General features: G+C 73.8%; 12 protein-coding genes and 1 tRNA gene. 4 read left to right on the top strand and 9 right to left on the bottom strand.

Annotated features, from left to right (window positions below; genetic code table 11):
- Nucleotides 1-45: 45 nt before the first annotated feature.
- Nucleotides 46-1,785 (bottom strand): 2-isopropylmalate synthase, encoded by a 1,740-nt coding sequence (gene leuA, locus ACI79R_RS08035; protein WP_456573074.1) that lies wholly within the window; start codon nucleotides 1,783-1,785, stop codon nucleotides 46-48.
- Nucleotides 1,786-1,962: 177 nt separating this feature from the next.
- Entirely contained in the window at nucleotides 1,963-2,598 is a 636-nt protein-coding gene (locus ACI79R_RS08030; protein ID WP_456573073.1) for a helix-turn-helix domain-containing protein, read from the bottom strand.
- Nucleotides 2,599-3,034: 436 nt separating this feature from the next.
- Here ACI79R_RS08030 and ACI79R_RS08025 point away from each other — a divergent pair, with 436 nt between their 5' ends.
- Nucleotides 3,035-3,817, top strand: coding sequence for a hypothetical protein (locus ACI79R_RS08025; RefSeq protein ID WP_456573072.1), 783 nt, complete (start codon nucleotides 3,035-3,037; stop codon nucleotides 3,815-3,817).
- 9 nt (nucleotides 3,818-3,826) lie between these two features.
- On the opposite strand, the gene ACI79R_RS08020 is transcribed toward ACI79R_RS08025, so the two are convergent.
- Nucleotides 3,827-5,419 (bottom strand): phospholipase D family protein, encoded by a 1,593-nt coding sequence (locus ACI79R_RS08020; protein WP_456573071.1) that lies wholly within the window; start codon nucleotides 5,417-5,419, stop codon nucleotides 3,827-3,829.
- A gap of 73 nt (nucleotides 5,420-5,492) precedes the next feature.
- Here ACI79R_RS08020 and ACI79R_RS08015 point away from each other — a divergent pair, with 73 nt between their 5' ends.
- Together ACI79R_RS08015 and ACI79R_RS08010 are read left to right on the top strand one after the other, a co-directional pair.
- Nucleotides 5,493-6,761: an aspartate kinase gene (locus ACI79R_RS08015; RefSeq protein WP_456573070.1), complete on the top strand. Its 1,269-nt coding sequence runs from the start codon at nucleotides 5,493-5,495 to the stop codon at nucleotides 6,759-6,761.
- Complete coding sequence (locus ACI79R_RS08010; protein WP_456573069.1) at nucleotides 6,758-7,807, top strand: aspartate-semialdehyde dehydrogenase; 1,050 nt, start codon at nucleotides 6,758-6,760, stop codon at nucleotides 7,805-7,807. Before ACI79R_RS08015 ends, ACI79R_RS08010 begins: the two co-directional genes overlap by 4 nt.
- A gap of 43 nt (nucleotides 7,808-7,850) precedes the next feature.
- Here the strand turns inward: ACI79R_RS08010 and ACI79R_RS08005 are convergent, their stop codons facing one another.
- From ACI79R_RS08005 to ACI79R_RS07985, 5 genes are all read right to left on the bottom strand, one after another.
- Nucleotides 7,851-9,671, bottom strand: coding sequence for a prolyl oligopeptidase family serine peptidase (locus ACI79R_RS08005; RefSeq protein WP_456573068.1), 1,821 nt, complete (start codon nucleotides 9,669-9,671; stop codon nucleotides 7,851-7,853).
- Nucleotides 9,672-9,675: 4 nt separating this feature from the next.
- The gene (locus ACI79R_RS08000; RefSeq protein ID WP_456573067.1) at nucleotides 9,676-10,767 is read right to left on the bottom strand and encodes a hemolysin family protein; all 1,092 of its coding nucleotides are present in this window, start codon (nucleotides 10,765-10,767) and stop codon (nucleotides 9,676-9,678) included.
- Nucleotides 10,764-12,089: a hemolysin family protein gene (locus ACI79R_RS07995; protein ID WP_456573066.1), complete on the bottom strand. Its 1,326-nt coding sequence runs from the start codon at nucleotides 12,087-12,089 to the stop codon at nucleotides 10,764-10,766. The genes ACI79R_RS08000 and ACI79R_RS07995 overlap by 4 nt, the downstream gene beginning before the upstream one ends.
- 99 nt (nucleotides 12,090-12,188) lie before the next feature.
- Nucleotides 12,189-12,265 (bottom strand) — tRNA-Pro (locus ACI79R_RS07990).
- A 59-nt stretch (nucleotides 12,266-12,324) separates the two neighbouring features.
- Nucleotides 12,325-13,236, bottom strand: coding sequence for a metallophosphoesterase (locus tag ACI79R_RS07985; protein ID WP_456573065.1), 912 nt, complete (start codon nucleotides 13,234-13,236; stop codon nucleotides 12,325-12,327).
- A gap of 53 nt (nucleotides 13,237-13,289) precedes the next feature.
- Between ACI79R_RS07985 and ACI79R_RS07980 the strand changes: the two genes are divergently transcribed.
- The gene (locus tag ACI79R_RS07980) at nucleotides 13,290-13,757 is read left to right on the top strand and encodes a GatB/YqeY domain-containing protein (protein ID WP_456573064.1); all 468 of its coding nucleotides are present in this window, start codon (nucleotides 13,290-13,292) and stop codon (nucleotides 13,755-13,757) included.
- A gap of 20 nt (nucleotides 13,758-13,777) precedes the next feature.
- Here ACI79R_RS07980 and ACI79R_RS07975 read toward each other — a convergent pair whose 3' ends face one another.
- Nucleotides 13,778-16,171, bottom strand: a complete 2,394-nt coding sequence (locus tag ACI79R_RS07975; protein WP_456573063.1) for a transglycosylase domain-containing protein — start codon at nucleotides 16,169-16,171, stop codon at nucleotides 13,778-13,780.
- Nucleotides 16,172-16,191: the final 20 nt, after the last annotated feature.

Here is a 16,191-nt window from a genome sequence, read left to right as displayed (position 1 = left end):
CGTCGTCCGGGGCCGGAGTTCTCCGACGCCCGTCCGCCGGATCTCCTACCGCTGGGCCCGGTTGACCGCCGAGACGACCGCGCGCAGCGACGCGGTGACGATGTTCGGGTCGATCCCGACACCCCACAGCACCCGGTCGCCCACGGCGCACTCGACGTAGGCCGCGGCGCGGGCGTCGCCGCCGGCGGACAGCGCGTGCTCGGTGTAGTCCAGCACCCGGACGTCGACGTCCAGGCTCTTGAGCGCGTCGACGAAGGCCGCGATCGGGCCGTTGCCGCGGCCCTGGACGGTGACCGGTACGCCGTCGTCCACCAGCTCGACGACCATCTCGTCCAGCTGCTCGCCGTGCGCCTGGTGCCGGTGGCCGGTCAGGGAGAACCGGCCCCAGGGAGCGTGCGGGTCGGGCAGGTACTCGTTGGAGAAGGCCGCCCACATCTGCTCGGCGGTGACCTCGCCGCCCTCGTCGTCGGTGTGCCGCTGGACGACCGCGGAGAACTCGATCTGCAGCCGGCGCGGCAGGTCCAGGTGGTTCTCGGTCTTCATGATGTAGGCGACGCCGCCCTTGCCGGACTGGCTGTTCACCCGGATGACGGCCTCGTAGCTGCGGCCGACGTCCTTGGGGTCGATCGGCAGGTACGGCACGGCCCAGGGCATCTGGTCGACCGGCTTGCCGGCCGCCTGGGCGTCGGCCTCCAGCGCCTTGAAGCCCTTGTTGATCGCGTCCTGGTGGGAGCCGGAGAAGGCGGTGTAGACCAGGTCGCCGCCGTAGGGGTGCCGCTCGTGCACGCCCAGCTGGTTGCAGTACTCGACGGTGCGGCGGATCTCGTCGATGTCGGAGAAGTCGATCTGCGGGTCGATGCCCTGGCTGAACAGGTTCAGGCCCAGGGTGACCAGGTCGACGTTGCCGGTGCGCTCGCCGTTGCCGAACAGGCAGCCCTCGATGCGGTCGGCGCCGGCGCGGTAGCCCAGCTCGGCGGCGGCCACGGCGGTGCCGCGGTCGTTGTGCGGGTGCAGGCTCAGCACCACCGCGTCGCGGCGGCCCAGGTTGCGGTGCATCCACTCGATCTGGTCGGCGTAGACGGTCGGCTCGGCCATCTCCACCGTCGCCGGCAGGTTGAGGATGGTCGGCCGGTCGACCGTGGGCTCCCAGACGTCGGTGACGGCGTTGCAGACCTCGACGGCGAAGTCCAGCTCGGTGCCGGTGAAGGACTCCGGCGAGTACTCGAACCGGATCTCGGTGTCGCCCATCTGCTCGGCCAGCTTGCGGACCAGCTGGGCCCCGTGGACGGCGATGTCGACGATGCCGGCGCGGTCGGAGTTGAAGACCACCCGCCGCTGCAGCGTGCTGGTCGAGTTGTACAGGTGCACGATCGCCTGCCGGGCCCCGCGCAGCGACTCGTAGGTGCGCTCGATCAGCTCGTCGCGGGCCTGGGTCAGCACCTGGATCGTGACGTCGTCCGGGACGACGTCCTCCTCGATCAGCTGGCGGATGAAGTCGAAGTCGGTCTGGCTGGCGGCGGGGAAGCCGACCTCGATCTCCTTGTAGCCCATGCGGACCAGCAGCTCGAACATGCGGCGCTTGCGGTCCGGGGACATGGGGTCGATCAGGGCCTGGTTGCCGTCCCGCAGGTCGACGGCGCACCAGCGCGGGGCCACGGTGGTGACCTTGTCCGGCCAGGTGCGGTCGGGCAGCTCGACCGGGGTGAACGGCGCGTAGCGGCCGATCGGCATCGGCGAGGGCTGCTGCGGGTTGCGGACGTGCGGGTGGGTGGCGTTGCTGCTCACGGGGGATCTCGCTCCTCTGGCGCGGGCTGGACTCAGCTCCGGATGGGGCGGTCAGCAGGCGCCGGGGACGCACCAGGCCACGGCAGTTCTCCGCGGCGAGGGGGCCGACCTAGGAGAGGGCCTCGCCGCGGCGGGTAAGCAGGAGGCTGCCGCGCACGGGACCACGGTAGCAGCGCGTCAGCTGACGTCGCAGCCACACACGCAGTCGGCGGCGTGGTCGAGCTCCCCGGTCGCGGCCAGGAGGTCGTCGCAGGACGGCGGGCAGGTGCAGGCCGGGCCCAGGTCGAGGGCGGCGAACTCGCCGGCCTCGAAGCGCCGGCGGAGCTCCTCGTCCCGCGCCCGCCACTGCGCTTCCCGGCGGGCCGCGGCCCTGTCCCACGGCGAGTCGCCGGGGCGGGGGAGCTGGTGGTCGGCCGGGGTGCCCGCGTGCCGGCGTCCGGCGTCGCGGACCTCCCGCGCGCGGTCGAAGGTGTACCAGGGCCGCGGCCGGCCGTAGTGGTGGTCGTCGTGCCACCAGTGCTCGTCGCCGTACCGGGTGTCGAGGTGGGCGGGGAACCGGCGGTCGCCCATGTCCCGGACGGCGTTCCCGTCCATGACCGGCACCTCGGTGCCCTGCGCGTCGAGCAGCGCCAGCCGCAGCCCGGCCAGCGCGGCGGCCCGGCCGAGCGCGCGGGCGTCCATCCCGCGCGTCCCCGACTCCGCCGCCGCCACGCCGGACTTGGACACCCCCAGGCGCTCCGCGAGCTCCCGCTGGGAGAGGTCGGCGGCCCGGCGGATCCGGCGGAGGACGCCGGGCAGGTCGAGCTCGCTCACGCGACCGAGCGTGCCGGTCGGCCGGCGAGGTCCGGAGGGGACGACTTCCCCTGTGGAACCTCGTGCTCTGCCCCCAGGGGTGGGCAGTGCACGAGCGTCCGGGAGGCAACACTGTGGGGTTCTCCTTCGTGCTCTGCCCTCAGGGGTGGGCAGTGCACGAGCGTCCGGGAGGCAACACTGTGGGGTTCTCCTTCGTGCTCTGCCCCCTGGGGCGGGCAGAGCACGAGCGTCCGGGAGGCAACACTGTGACGTTCTCCTTCGTGCTCTGCCCCCAGGGGTGGGCAGTGCACGAGCGCCCGGGAGGCAGCACTGTCGGGCTGTCCTTCGTGCTCTGCCCCCAGGGGTGGGCAGAGCACGAGGTTCCCGGGAGGAAGGTGCCGGCTCCGGAGCCGTGGTGCCGGGGGCACCGGGGCGCGCATCGGGCAGCATCGGGGCCATGGGAGACGCGCCGCACGAGAGGGGGCCCCGCGGATACGACCTGGACCGGTTCCTGGCCGACCTGCGCCGGACGGGCACGGTGGTCACCGGGCCGGTGTCCGGGCAGCCGGTCGACGAGTGGAGCCCGGCACCGGTCGAGTGGCTGGTCAGCGCCCACCGCGGGCAGCCGGTCGACCCGCCGTACCGGCTCGAGCTCGACGGGGAGGAGTGGGCGGCGGCGCTGGCGCACGACGCCGAGACCGTCCGGCGCTGGTGGCCCGGCGGCGACCCGGCCGGGCGCGCCTACGAGGCCCTCCTGCTCAGCCTGGACGCAGCGCTCGTGGGCGTCGACCGGACCCCGCACCGCTTCCTCCTCGAGGAGGACGGCCGGCTGCACCTGACGACCCACCACCCGTGCCCGGACCCGCTGCCGCACCTCGACCCGGACGCCGGCCCCTACTTCTGGACGGCGTCCGAGCCTGGGACGCCGGAGTTCGAGGAGGAGCTCGCGCGCAACGCCCGACGGTCCCGGCACCGCAGGCACGCCGACCTGGTGCGTGCCTGGCTGGCCGTCGAGGCCGCGATGGGTTCCGCCCAGGTCGACCCCGCGGTGATCTACCTCCAGGACCAGGTGGACGCCGCGTTCGGGCCCGGGACCATGCAGCGCTTCAGCGCGCACGTGGACTCGCTGGGCCTGGCCGACGCCGAGCTCGACCGGGAGCTCGCCGCGCTCGCGCAGTCCGACGACGAGCGCCTGGATGCCCTGCTCGACGCGCTCGCGGGCGAGCCGCGCGACGGCTGACGCGACGGGTCAGAAGTCCCCGCGCAGCCGCAGCTTCAGCGGACGGCCGTCGGGATCGTCGAGCAGCCGGTACACCGGGGTGGCCCAGAGGCGGGTCGTCAGGGACAGCCGCTCGGCCTCGTGGTGGCGCAGCCGGCCCCGCGGGCGCGGCCCCTGGCAGCCGCCGGCGTGCCAGGCGTCCAGGGCGTCGGCCGCGGCCTCCAGGGTCGCCACGAACCGCGCCGGGTCGAGCAGGTCGTCGTCCTCGCTGCCGTCCTCGGCGCGGTCGGTGTGCTCGCGGGCCAGGCGCAGCCGCAGGTCCCGGGCGAAGGTGCGCGCGCCGTCCCCGCTGCCGGTCGGGTCGCGCGGCTCCCGCGGATCGCGGGTGGTGTCGAGGACGGCGCTGGAGAGCTCGCTGTCGTGGGTCCACGAGCGCCGGTTGAAGTTGTCGCTGCCCACGCTGGCCCACACGTCGTCGACGACGCAGACCTTGGCGTGCACGTAGATCGGCGTCCCCTCGTGGTTCTCGATGTCGAACACGTGCACCCGGTCGGTGCCGGCCTGCCGGCACATCTCGATCGCCTGCCAGCGACCGACCAGCTGCGGCCGCTCGGCGAACGCGCCCTCCTGGTCGGGCACCCGCGGCACCACGACCACCAGGTGCAGGTCCGGGTTGTCCCGCAGCGCGTCGGCGAACAGCCGGGCCACCTCGGCCGACCACATGTACTGGTCCTCGAGGTAGACCAGCCGCCGGGCCCGCTTGATCGCCTTCGAGTACCCCCGGGCCACCGAGCGCTCGCCCTGCGGCGCGAACCGGTAGGGCGGCCGGATCGCCGGATAGGTGCGCAGGTTCTGCACGTACGCCGGCCCCATCTCCGGTGGCGGGGGCAGCTGCGGGGGCAGCGGGTCGCCGTCCAGCCGGGCGTGCCGCAGCCGGTCCCGCACCCAGGCGATCGGGTGGTCGGTGTCGGGGCTGTTCGGGTCGTCCCACCGCTCCCGGAACACGGTGTCCAGCACGTGCACCGCCGGCCCGCGCAGCATCAGCTGCACGTCGTGCCAGGGCGGCGTCGGCCCGTACGCCGAGGCCATCGCCACCGCCTGCGGATCGCCGCGGTGCTCGGCGTCGTCCCGCCGGCTGTGGCACAGGTCGATGCCGCCCACGAACGCGACGTCCTTCGTGGCGTCCTGGTCGTGCCGGAGGACGACGAACTTCTGGTGGTGGCTGCCCAGCCGGCGTACCCGCTGGTCGAGGATCACCTCTCCGCCGCCGTGCTCGATCTCCCGGTCGAGCGCACGGTTCTCGTCCTTGCTGAACGAGGCCCGGTCCATGTGCGAGCGCCACACCAGGCCGCGCACGGTGACGCCGCGCCGGACCGCCTCGGTGAACAGCTGGGCCACCGTCGGCCCCTCGGCGCGCAGCCGCTGGTCGGGATCGCCCCTCCAGTCGGTGAAGAACAGGTGGTCGCCCTCGTCGAGCGCCTCCACCGCCTCGACCAGCCGGTCGAAGTACTCCGACCCGTGCAGCAGGGGGATCGCGAGGTTGCCCGCCGTCCAGGCCGGGAGCGCGGTCGCGGGGTTGCCGCGCTCCTCGCCGGTCAGCAGCCACCGCTCGGGATCGTCCACCGGGTGATCACATCCTGGCCGGTCAGGGGACGCAAGCACGGTCTCCGCGCGGACGTCGGTAGCCTGTGGACCCGTGGCCCTCGTCGTCCAGAAGTACGGCGGCTCGTCCGTCGCCTCCGCAGCGCACATGAAGCGTGTCGCCGAGCGGATCGTGGCCGCCAAGAAGGACGGCCACGACGTCGTCGTCGTGGTGTCGGCCATGGGCGACACCACCGACGAACTGCTCGACCAGGCCGCGCAGATCACCGACGACCCGCCCGGTCGCGAGCTGGACATGCTGCTCACCGCCGGTGAGCGCATCTCGATGGCGCTGCTGGCCATCGCCATCTCCACGCACGGCTATGAGGCGCGCTCGTTCACCGGCTCGCAGGCCGGCGTGATCACGACCTCCAGCCACGGCAAGGCGCGGATCATCGACGTCACGCCGGGCCGGCTGCGGTCGGCGCTGGACGAGGGCTCGATCGTCATCGTCGCCGGCTTCCAGGGCGTCAGCCAGGACACCAAGGACATCACCACCCTGGGCCGCGGCGGCTCGGACACCACCGCCGTCGCCGTGGCCGCGGCGCTGCAGGCCGACGTCTGCGAGATCTACACCGACGTGGACGGCGTCTTCACCGCCGACCCGCGGATCGTCCCGAACGCCCGGCGCCTGGACACCGTCACCTACGAGGAGATGCTCGAGCTGGCTGCCTCCGGCGCCAAGGTGCTCATGCTCCGCTGCGTCGAGTACGCCCGCCGGTACGGCATCCCGGTGCACGTGCGCAGCTCCTACTCACAGCTCCCCGGCACGATCGTGACCGGCTCGATGGAGGACCTTGCCGTGGAACAGGCGATCATCACCGGCGTCGCGCACGACCGGAGCGAGGGCAAGATCACCGTCTACGGCGTCCCGGACCGGCCGGGCGAGGCCGCCCAGCTGTTCCGCGTGCTCGCCGACGCCGAGATCAACATCGACATGATCGTGCAGAACGTGTCGGCCGAGGCCAGCAAGCTCGCCGACATCTCCTTCACGCTGCCCAAGAGCGACGGCCCCGCCGCGCTCGCCGCGCTGGAGCGGGTCAAGCACACCGTCGGCTACACCGACGTCCGCTTCGACCAGCACATCGGCAAGGTGAGCCTGGTGGGCGCCGGCATGCGCTCGCACCCGGGCGTCTCCGCGCGCTTCTTCGGCGCGCTGGCCGACGCCGGGGTCAACCTGGAGCTGATCAGCACCTCGGAGATCCGCATCTCCGTGGTCTGCCGCGACACCGACGTCGACCTCGCCGTCCGCGCGGTGCACGACGCGTTCGACCTCGGCACCGACGAGGCCGAGGCCGTGGTCTACGGAGGGACCGGACGATGAGCACCTTCTCCAGCGACGGCCTGCGGGTCGGCGTCGTCGGGGCCACCGGCCAGGTCGGCGGCGTGATGCGCGCGATCCTCGCCGAGCGGCAGTTCCCCATCGGCGAGCTGCGGTTCTTCGCCTCGGCCCGCTCCGCCGGCAGCACCCTGCCCTGGGGTGACGGCGAGATCACCGTCGAGGACGCCGCGACCGCCGACCCGACCGGTCTGGACGTCGCGCTGTTCTCCGCCGGCGCCACGACCTCCCGGGCCCAGGCGCCGCGGTTCGCCGAGGCCGGCGTCACCGTCATCGACAACAGCTCGGCGTGGCGGCGCGACCCCGACGTCCCGCTGATCGTCGCCGAGGTCAACCCGCACGCCCTGGCCGAGATGCGCAAGGGCATCATCGCCAACCCGAACTGCACCACCATGGCCGCGATGCCGGTGCTGCAGCCCCTGCACGCCGAGGCCCAGCTGGTGCGGATCGTGGCCAGCACCTACCAGGCCGTCTCCGGCAGCGGCGTGGCCGGCGTCGAGGAGCTCGACGGGCAGGTCAAGGCCGTGGTCGACAAGGCCGCCGAGCTGACCCACGACGGCAGCGCGGTGTCCTTCCCCGAGCCGCAGAAGTACATGCGGCCGATCGCGTTCAACGTGCTGCCCATGGCCGGCACCGTGGTCGACGACGGCTCGTTCGAGACCGACGAGGAGCAGAAGCTCCGCAACGAGAGCCGCAAGATCCTCGGCATCCCCGACCTGCGCGTCTCCGGCACCTGCGTGCGCGTGCCGGTGTTCACCGGGCACTCGCTGTCGCTGAACGTCGAGTTCGCCCGGCCGCTGTCGGTCGCGCGGGCCACCGAGCTGCTCACCGGCGCGCCCGGGGTGGAGCTGACCGACGTCCCGAACCCGCAGCAGGCGGCCGGGCGCGACCCCAGCTACGTCGGCCGCATCCGGCAGGACCCGGGTGTCGACGACGGCCGCGGCCTGGCGCTGTTCGTCAGCAACGACAACCTGCGCAAGGGCGCGGCGCTCAACACCGTGCAGATCGCGGAGCTCATCGCGCGTCGCTGAGCGGAGTGCGGGAGCGCAGGTTTCCTGCGCTCCCGCACTCCACTCACGGCCGGACGTGCCGCAGCGCGAAGTCCAGGGCCAGCTCGACCTGCCGGATGGTCTCCTCGATCACCAGCGACCCGTGCCCGGCGTCGAACCGGTACACCTCGTGCGGCTTGCCCAGCCGGTCGAGCTCGGCCAGGTAGTTGTCGATCTGCCGGATCGGGCAGCGCGGATCGTTGGCCCCGGCCACGACGAGCACCGGCGCGGCCACGTCCTGCACGTAGGTGATCGGCGAGGAGCGCACGTACCGGTCGCGCACCTCGTCCGGCGAGCCGCCGAACAGCGCGCGGTCGTAGGCCCGCAGGCCCTCCATCTCGTCCTCGTAGGCGGCCAGGTAGTCGGCCACCGGCACCTCGGCGATCCCGGCCGCCCAGCGCTCCGGCTGGGTGCCCAGGCCCAGCAGCGTCAGGAACCCGCCCCACGAGCCGCCGGTCAGCAGCGCGCGGGAGGGGTCGAGGAAGCCCTCCTCGACCAGAGCGTCGTAGACGGCTGCGACGTCCTCGAGCTCGGTCGGCCCCGGCCGCCCGGTGAGGGCGTCGCGCCAGGCGCTGCCGTAGCCGGTGGACCCGCGGTAGTTCACGTGGACGACGGCGTAGCCGGCGTCCACGTAGGCCGCCCGGCGCGCGCGGTAGGAGTCGTCGTCGGCCGCCTCGGGGCCGCCGTGCACCAGGAAGGCCGTCGCGTACGGCGCCGGCCCCGCCGGGCGGACGACGAGGGCGTGCACGTCGCCGCCCGGACCGGGGACCCAGCGGTCCTCGACCGGATGGGCCGCCGGCGGCTCCTCGCCCGGGGCGGCGAGCACCACGGGGCCGTCGGCCCGCCGGATCACCGGGGGCAGCTCGGACGACGACCACGCCAGCTCGACGGTGCCGTCGGGCCGGGCCGTGGCCCCGCGGACCACGCCCCTCGGGGTGTCCAGCTGCTCGAGCGCGCCGGTGCCGAGGTCGTAGCGGTAGAGCTCGCTGCGGGCGGCGTGGTCGTGGCCGACCAGCAGTGCCGAGCCGTCGGGATACCAGCCGGCGGTGACGTCGCCGGGGAGGTCCAGCACGATCTCGGTCTCGGTGTCGGCGGCGACGTCCCAGACCAGCAGTTCCTCGCGGCCGCGGCGCTCGTGGCCGACCAGCAGCCGCCGGTCGCCGGGCAGCGGGGCGAACTCCAGCGCGTGCAGGCCGCGGCCCTCGCCGTCCCACTTCTCGGCGACCACCGCGGGCGCGTCCTCGGTGGTGGTGGAGGTCCGCAGCACCCGCAGCGCGGGGTAGCGCGGGTCGCCGTGCTCGGAGTGCGAGATGACCAGCAGCTCGTCGTCCAGGGTGAGGGCGTCGACGGAGGCCGGGTCGGCGTGCCGGTAGACCACCCGCGGCGTCCCGCCGTCCGGGGCGAGCCACAGCTCGCTGCCGTCGTCGGTCGAGCGGCCGATGGCGACCAGCGTCCGGCCGATCTCCAGACCGGCCGGATAGGCCGGGCCGATCTCCGGGACGGCGACGCGGTCCTCGCCGCCGGCGAAGGGCTGCACCATCCAGACGCCGAACTCGTCGCCGTCGGTGTCGGCGAACCACCAGATCGTCTCGCCGTCGGGGGAGACCGTGGCGATCAGCGTGCCGTTGGCGCGGTCGGTGACCTGGCGGTGCGCGTCGGTCGTGCGGTCCCACGCGTACTGCTCGACGACCCCGGAGACGTCGGAGGCGTAGAGGCAGCGGTGCGGCGCCTCCAGCGCCCAGTCGGGCAGGCTCACCCGCGGCGCGCGGAACCGCGCCTGCCAGCGGGCGGTGACCTCGGGCGGGAGTGCCGCGGCGGACGGGACGGACGACGGCTCGGCGCTCACCGGGTCATCTTCCCCCGGCGCCGGCCCCCGCCCCCGCACCGGTCCGGGCGCCGTCCGCCGCCCCGGACAGCTCGACCGCGGCGTCGCGCACGTCGCCGATGAGCAGCTCCAGCACGTCCTCCAGGGCCACGACGCCGGCCGGACCGTCCTGGCCGTTCACCACGCCCAGGTGCGCGCCCTGCGTGCGCATCTCGGCCAGCACCTCCGGCAGCGGGGAGCCGGGCGCCAGCCGCACCAGCGGGACGACGTGCTCCTCCGGGATCGGCCGGTCCCGCTCCTCGACGCCCAGGACGTCCTTGACGTGCACGAAGCCGACCAGCGCGCCGTCCTCCGCGCACATCGGGTAGCGGCTGAAGCCGTGCTCGGCGACGATCCGCTCCAGCTCCCGCGGCGTGGTCGCGCGGGGCACGGTGACCACGCGGTCCATCGGCAGCAGCACGTCCTCGACGGCGTGCTGCTCGAAGGTCAGGGCGCCGGCGGCCAGCTCGCTGACCTCGCTGCCCAGCAGCCCCTCGCGCCGCGACTGGGCGATCATCGAGCGGATCTCCTGCTCGTCGAAGCTCGCCGCGATCTCGTCGGTGGGCTGGACGCCGAACAGCCGCACGAACCCGTTGGCGGTCGTGTTGAAGGCCCAGATGACCGGCTTGAGCAGCCGGGTGAACATCGCCAGCGGCGGGCCGAGGGCCAGCGCCGCCCGGTCCGGCCCGGCGATGGTGATGTTCTTCGGCACCATCTCGCCGAGCACCATGTGCAGCACGGTCACCAGGCTCAGCGCGATCACGAGCGCGATCGGGTGCAGCAGCCCCTCGGGGACGCCGAGCGCCGCCATGGGCCGCTCGATCAGGTGCGCGACGGCGGGCTCACCGACGGCGCCGAGGCCCAGCGAGCACAGCGTGATGCCCAGCTGGGCACCGGCCATCTGCTGGGAGACGCCCCGCATCGCGGCCAGCGTCTTCACCGCCCGCGCGGACCCGGCCTCGGCGCGCGGCTCGATCTGGTCCACGCGGGCGGAGACCAGCGCGAACTCCGCCGCGACGAAGAAGGCGTTGCCCAGCAGCAGTCCGACCAGCACCAGCAGGCTCACCGCGTCGCTCACGCCGCCACCTCCTCGTCCTCGGCGGCGGGCTCGGGCAACCGTTCGGCGCGCACCCGGGAGACCCGCCGTCCGTCCAGGGCCTCGACGGTCAGCCGGGCGCCGTCGACCTCGATGCAGTCACCGACCGCCGGCAGTCGCTGCAGCCGCTCGGTGAGGAAGCCGGCCAGCGTCTCGTAGCGTCCCTCGGGCACGGCCAGGCCGGTGCGGTCGAGCACCTCGTCCGGGCGCAGCAGGCCCGACAGCAGCCAGCTGTCCTCGCTGACGCGGCGCAGCGTGCGCAGCGGGCGGTCGGTCTCGTCGGTGATCTCGCCGACCAGCTCCTCGACGATATCCTCCAGGGTCACCACGCCGTGCGTGGCGCCCCACTCGTCGACGACGAGCGCGATCTGCAGGCCCTGCTCCCGGAGCAGGTCCATGAGCCGCTCCAGCTGCAGGGAGGAGGGGACGGCGAGCACCGGCACGGCCAGCTCCCCGGCGGTGCGCACGTCCCGCTCGGCCTCCGGGACGGCGACCGCGTGCTTGACGTGCACGATGCCGGTCACCTCGTCCAGGTCGGAGCCGTAGACGGGGAAGCGGGAGTTGCCCGACTCGATCGCCGCCCGGATCACCTCGCTGGCGGGGGCGCTGGCGCGCAGCGTCCACAGCCGGGTCCGCGGCGTCATCACGTCGGTCGCGTACTTCTGGCGCAGGCTCAGCGAGCGGGTGAACAGCCGGGCGGCGACGGCGGAGAGATCGCCCTCCTCGGCCGACCGGCGGGCGACCGCGGCCAGCTCGTCGGCGCCGCGGGCGCTGTCCAGCTCCTCCCGCGGCTCGAAGCCCAGCCGCCGGACGATCGCGTTGGCCAGCCGCTGCAGCGTCTCCACCACGAACCGGGTGGCCCGCGTGAACAGCCGCATGCCGGGGGCGACGAACGCGGCCACCCGCAGCGGGTTGGCGATCGCCAGGTTCTTGGGGCCCAGCTCACCCAGCAGCATCTGCAGCACGGTCGCCAGGGCCAGGGCCAGGCCGTAGGACACCGCGGTCACCGCACCGCCGGACAGGCCGAGGGCGGCCAGCGGCCGCTCCAGCAGGTGCCCCAGCGCCGGCTCGGCGAGGTAGCCGACGACGAGCGTGGTGAGCGTGATGCCCAGCTGGGCCGCCGAGAGCTGGGTCGACAGCCCGCGCAGGGCACCGACCACGGACTCCGCCCGCCGGTCACCCGCCGCGGCCGCCTCCTCGGCCCGGCCGCGGTCGACGGTCGTCAGGGAGAACTCGGCCGCGACGAAGAAGCCGGTGAGTGCGGTGAGCACCACCGCGGCGAGGAGGAACAGCCACTCGGTCATCGGGGGGAGCGGTGCCCCCGGGCGGGGGTCGCCAACCCCGGGCACGCCGCGCGGACCCCGGAACGACTCAGGGGCCGCCTTCCGGCGGCCCCTGAGTGGTGGTCGGGGTGACAGGATTTGAACCTGCGGCCTCGTCGTCCCGAACGACGCGCGCTACCAAGCTGCGCCACACCCCGGCGTGCCAGACGAGTCTAGCGCCCCGCTCCGGCGGCCCTGTCGGCGGGCCGGGGAGCCCTCACGCCGGGCGCGCGGTGAGGGTGAGCAGGGTCGCCTCCGGCGGGCAGGCGAAGCGCACCGGCGCGTACGGGCTGGTGCCCAGGCCCGCCGAGACGTGCAGCCAGGTGCCGTTCGGCCGCTCCGCCGACGGCGGCGCCCAGCGGTGCAGCCAGCGGACGCGGTCCCGGTCGATCCCGCAGTTGGTCACGAGTGCGCCGAAGCCCGGAACGCGCAGCTGCCCCCCGTGGGTGTGGCCGCACAGCAGCAGGTCGTAGCCGTCGGCGGCGAACCGGTCGAGCACCCGCGGCTCGGGGGCGTGCACCACGCCGATCCGGAGGTCGGCGGTGGGGTCGGCGGGACCGGCCACGCGGTCGTAGCGGTCGCGCTTCAGGTGGGGGTCGTCGAGGCCGGCGAAGACGATCCGCCGTCCGTCGACGGTCAGCTCGCCGGTGCGGTTGGTGAGGTCCAGCCAGCCCCGGCGGGTGAAGCCGTCCCGGAGGTCGCGCCACGGCAGCTCGAGGCCGTGCACCCGCTTGTGGTCCTTCTTGAAGTATTTCAGCGGGTTCTTCGGCCGCGGCGCGTAGTAGTCGTTGCTGGAGGTGACGAACGCCCCCGGGCGGTCCAGCAGCCGGTCCAGCGCCGACAGCGTCGGGCCGACCGCGTCGAAGCCGGCCAGGTTGTCGCCGGTGTCGACCACCAGGTCGGGCCGCAGGTCGGCGAGACCGGCCAGCCACAGCTGCTTGGAGCGCTGCCCCGCGGTCATGTGGATGTCGGAGACGTGCAGCACCGTCAGCGGCGCGGACCCCGGGGCCAGCACGGGCACGTCGAAGCGGCGCAGCGTCCAGCGGGTCCGCTCGTAGAGGCCGGCGTAGGCCACGGTGGCCGCGCCGGAGGCGATCGCCGCGGTGGGGAGAGCGGTGTACCAGCGCACGGTTGTCGAGGGTACGGGCGCCGGGCGGGACGGCGCCGTGTCAGGCTGGGGGAGTGCCCGAGCCCGCAGAGCAGAACCTCAAGGACCGGCTGCGCGCCGACCTGACCTCGGCCATGAAGGCCCGCGACGAGCTGCGCACCGCGACCCTGCGGATGGCGCTGGCCGCCATCAGCGCCGAGGAGGTCGCCGGCAAGCAGGCGCGCGAGCTCTCCGGTGAGGAGGTGCAGGCCGTCGTCCGCCGGGAGGCCAAGAAGCGCCGCGAGGCCGCGGAGGCCTTCGCCACCGCCGGGCGGGCCGAGCAGGCCGAGCGCGAGCGGGCCGAGGAGGGCGTGCTCGCCGGCTACCTGCCCGCCCAGCTCGGCGACGCCGACCTCGCCGCGCTGGTCGCCGACGTCATCACGCGCACCGGCGCCGCCGGCATGAAGGACATGGGCAAGGTCATGGGCGCCGCGCAGGGCGCCGTCGCCGGCCGCGCCGAGGGCTCCCGGATCGCCGCCGAGGTCCGCCGCCAGCTCGGCTAGGGGCTCGGGCGCCCGGGGGATCAGCCGCCGTTGCCGGGGCCGCCCCCGCCGCCGTTCCCCGGATCGCCGCCGCCGTCGTCCCCGCCGCCGTCACCGCCGCCGTCCTGACCGCCGTCCTGACCGCCGTCCTGACCGCCGCCCTGGTCGGCCGGGGGCGGGGTGCCCCCGTCGCCCGCGGCCGGGTCCGGCGCCGGCACGTAGGCCGAGCCGTTGCTCACCTGGATGGTGACGACCTGGTCGGGGGTGGCCCGGGTGCCGGCCGCGGGGTCGGTGCCGAGCACGGCGCCCTCGGGCTGGTCGCTGTCGACCTCGACGACGTCGTAGTCGAACCCGGCGCCGCTGAGGGCCGCCTGGCAGCCGCTGATCGACGAGCAGCCGGGCACCTGCCGGGTGTTGCCGTTCTGGGTGACGGGGTCGGCCGGGGGGAACGGCACGGCGGGCTGGCCGCCGAGGATGGGCGCCATCGCGTCGTGCCAGATGGTGGCGCCCTTGCCGCCGCCGAAGCCGCCGACGTTCTGGTTCTGCTTCGGGTTGAGCACCATCACGCTGGCCGTGTACTGCGGGGTGTAGCCCACGAACGCCACCGAGAAGTTGCTCTGCGAGGTCCCGGTCTTGCCGGCGATCTGGTGACCGGGCACGTAGGCGCGCGACCCCGTCTGGCCGCTGTGGCCCGGCTCGACGTCCTTGCGGAGCATCTGGTTCATCGTGGTGGCCACGCCGGAGGGGATCGCGTTGGGCGTGCACGAGTCGCCCGACACGACCGGCTCGCCGTCGCGCATCAGGGGCTGGCCGTCGCGGTCGAGGATCGCGGTCACCGGGGTCGGGTCGCACTGGGTGCCGTTGGCGGCCAGCGTGCTGTAGGCGCTGGCGAGGTCCAGCGGGCTGGTCGGCTCGGCGCCGAGGGTGAACGACCCCCGGTTCTCGGCGATGATCGTGTCGGCCGAGTCGACGGTGAAGTTCATGCCCATGCGCTCGGCGATCCGCACCGGCGCCTCCACGCTGCCGAGGGCGTCCTCGAGGGCGAGGAAGTAGGTGTTCGAGGACATGTAGAGCGCGCGCTCCATGTCCAGGGTCGACGGGTAGTTGCCCGCGTTGCCCACCGAGTACGGCCGGGAGCCGTTCTTGTAGACCCGGGAGACGTACGGGTCGCTGGTGGTGATCGTGTAGTACTGCGAGTAGCCCTGCTCCAGCGCGGCCGCGGCGGTGAAGACCTTGTAGGTCGAGCCCGAGCCCTGGCTGTAGGCGGTGTTGAGGACGACGGACTCGCAGTCGGGCTCGGCACAGCCGAAGCGCCGGTTGACGCTCATCGCCAGCACGTGCCCGGTGCCCGGCTCCACCGCCGTGTACATGCCGGCCAGCGGGTCGCCCATGGGCAGCGTGTTCAGCACCGCCTGGTCGCCGGCGGCCTGCATGTCCGGCCGCAGCGTGGTCTGGATGGTCAGGCCGCCGCTCTCCAGCTCGGTGCGGGTCAGGCCGAGGGTGTTGATCAGGTACTGCTCGAGGTAGGCGCAGAAGAAGCCGCCGATGGCGGCGTCGATGCACCCGTTCGGCGGCGCCTGGCCGGGGACGACGGCGACCGGCGTGCCGGCGATCGCGTCGTGGTCGGCCTGCTCGATGTGCCCGAGGTCCAGCATCCGCTTGAGCACCTGGTCACGGCGGACCTGGGCGTTCTCCGGGTTGGTGATCGGGTCGTCGTTGGCCGGGCTCTGCACCAGACCCGCGAGCATCGCCGCCTGCGGCAGCGTGAGGTCCGCGGCGTTCACGCTGAAGTACGTCTGGGCGGCGGCCTGGATGCCGTAGGCGCCGTGCCCGAAGTACACGATGTTCAGGTAGCGGGTGAGGATCTCGTCCTTGGAGTAGGTCTCCTCCAGGGCCAGTGCCAGCCGCGCCTCGCGCAGCTTCCGCGACAGGCCGGCCGACCCCTCCTGCTCGATGGCGGCCGCCCGCTCCTCCGCGGTGTCGGCGGTCTCCAGCAGGGTCTGCTTGACCAGCTGCTGGGTCAGCGTCGAGCCGCCCTCCCGCACGCTGCCGGCGGCCACGTTGGTCGCCAGCGCGCGCAGGGTGCCCTGCACGTCCAGGCCGTTGTGCGAGTAGAAGCGCGAGTCCTCGATGTCGACCAGGGCCTGCTTCATGATCGGCGAGATCTGGTCGGCGGTGACCACCGTGCGGTTGTTCTTGAAGAACTCGGTGATCAGGGAACCGTCGGCGGCGAGCACGCGGCTGTTGCCGGCCGGGGTCGCGTCGGTCAGCTCGACCGGCAGGGCGTCGAGCAGCGACGCGGAGTTGCGCGCCACCAGACCGGTGCCGCCGATCCAGGGCAGCAGCATGCCGGCCAGCAGGGCGCCGGCCAGGACGATCGACCCGGCCAGCTTGGCCAGGACGGACGCGCGCGAGGGTGCAGCAGAGGTCGACATCGCTACCGAATGTACGTGCC

It is taken from the genome of Blastococcus sp. SYSU D00820 (assembly GCF_054050695.1).
Note: the sequence above shows the minus strand (reverse complement) of the source record. Positions and strands in the feature narration are given on the sequence as shown.

What these genes read in the sequence shown, in the direction of transcription:
- ACI79R_RS08025 (WP_456573072.1), top strand. Translation starts at nt 3,035, where the DNA reads ATGGGAGACGCGCCGCACGAGAGGGGGCCCCGCGGATACGACCTGGAC.
- ACI79R_RS08010 (WP_456573069.1), top strand. Translation starts at nt 6,758, where the DNA reads ATGAGCACCTTCTCCAGCGACGGCCTGCGGGTCGGCGTCGTCGGGGCC.
- ACI79R_RS07995 (WP_456573066.1), bottom strand. Translation starts at nt 12,089, where the DNA reads ATGACCGAGTGGCTGTTCCTCCTCGCCGCGGTGGTGCTCACCGCACTC.
- ACI79R_RS07975 (WP_456573063.1), bottom strand. Translation starts at nt 16,171, where the DNA reads ATGTCGACCTCTGCTGCACCCTCGCGCGCGTCCGTCCTGGCCAAGCTG.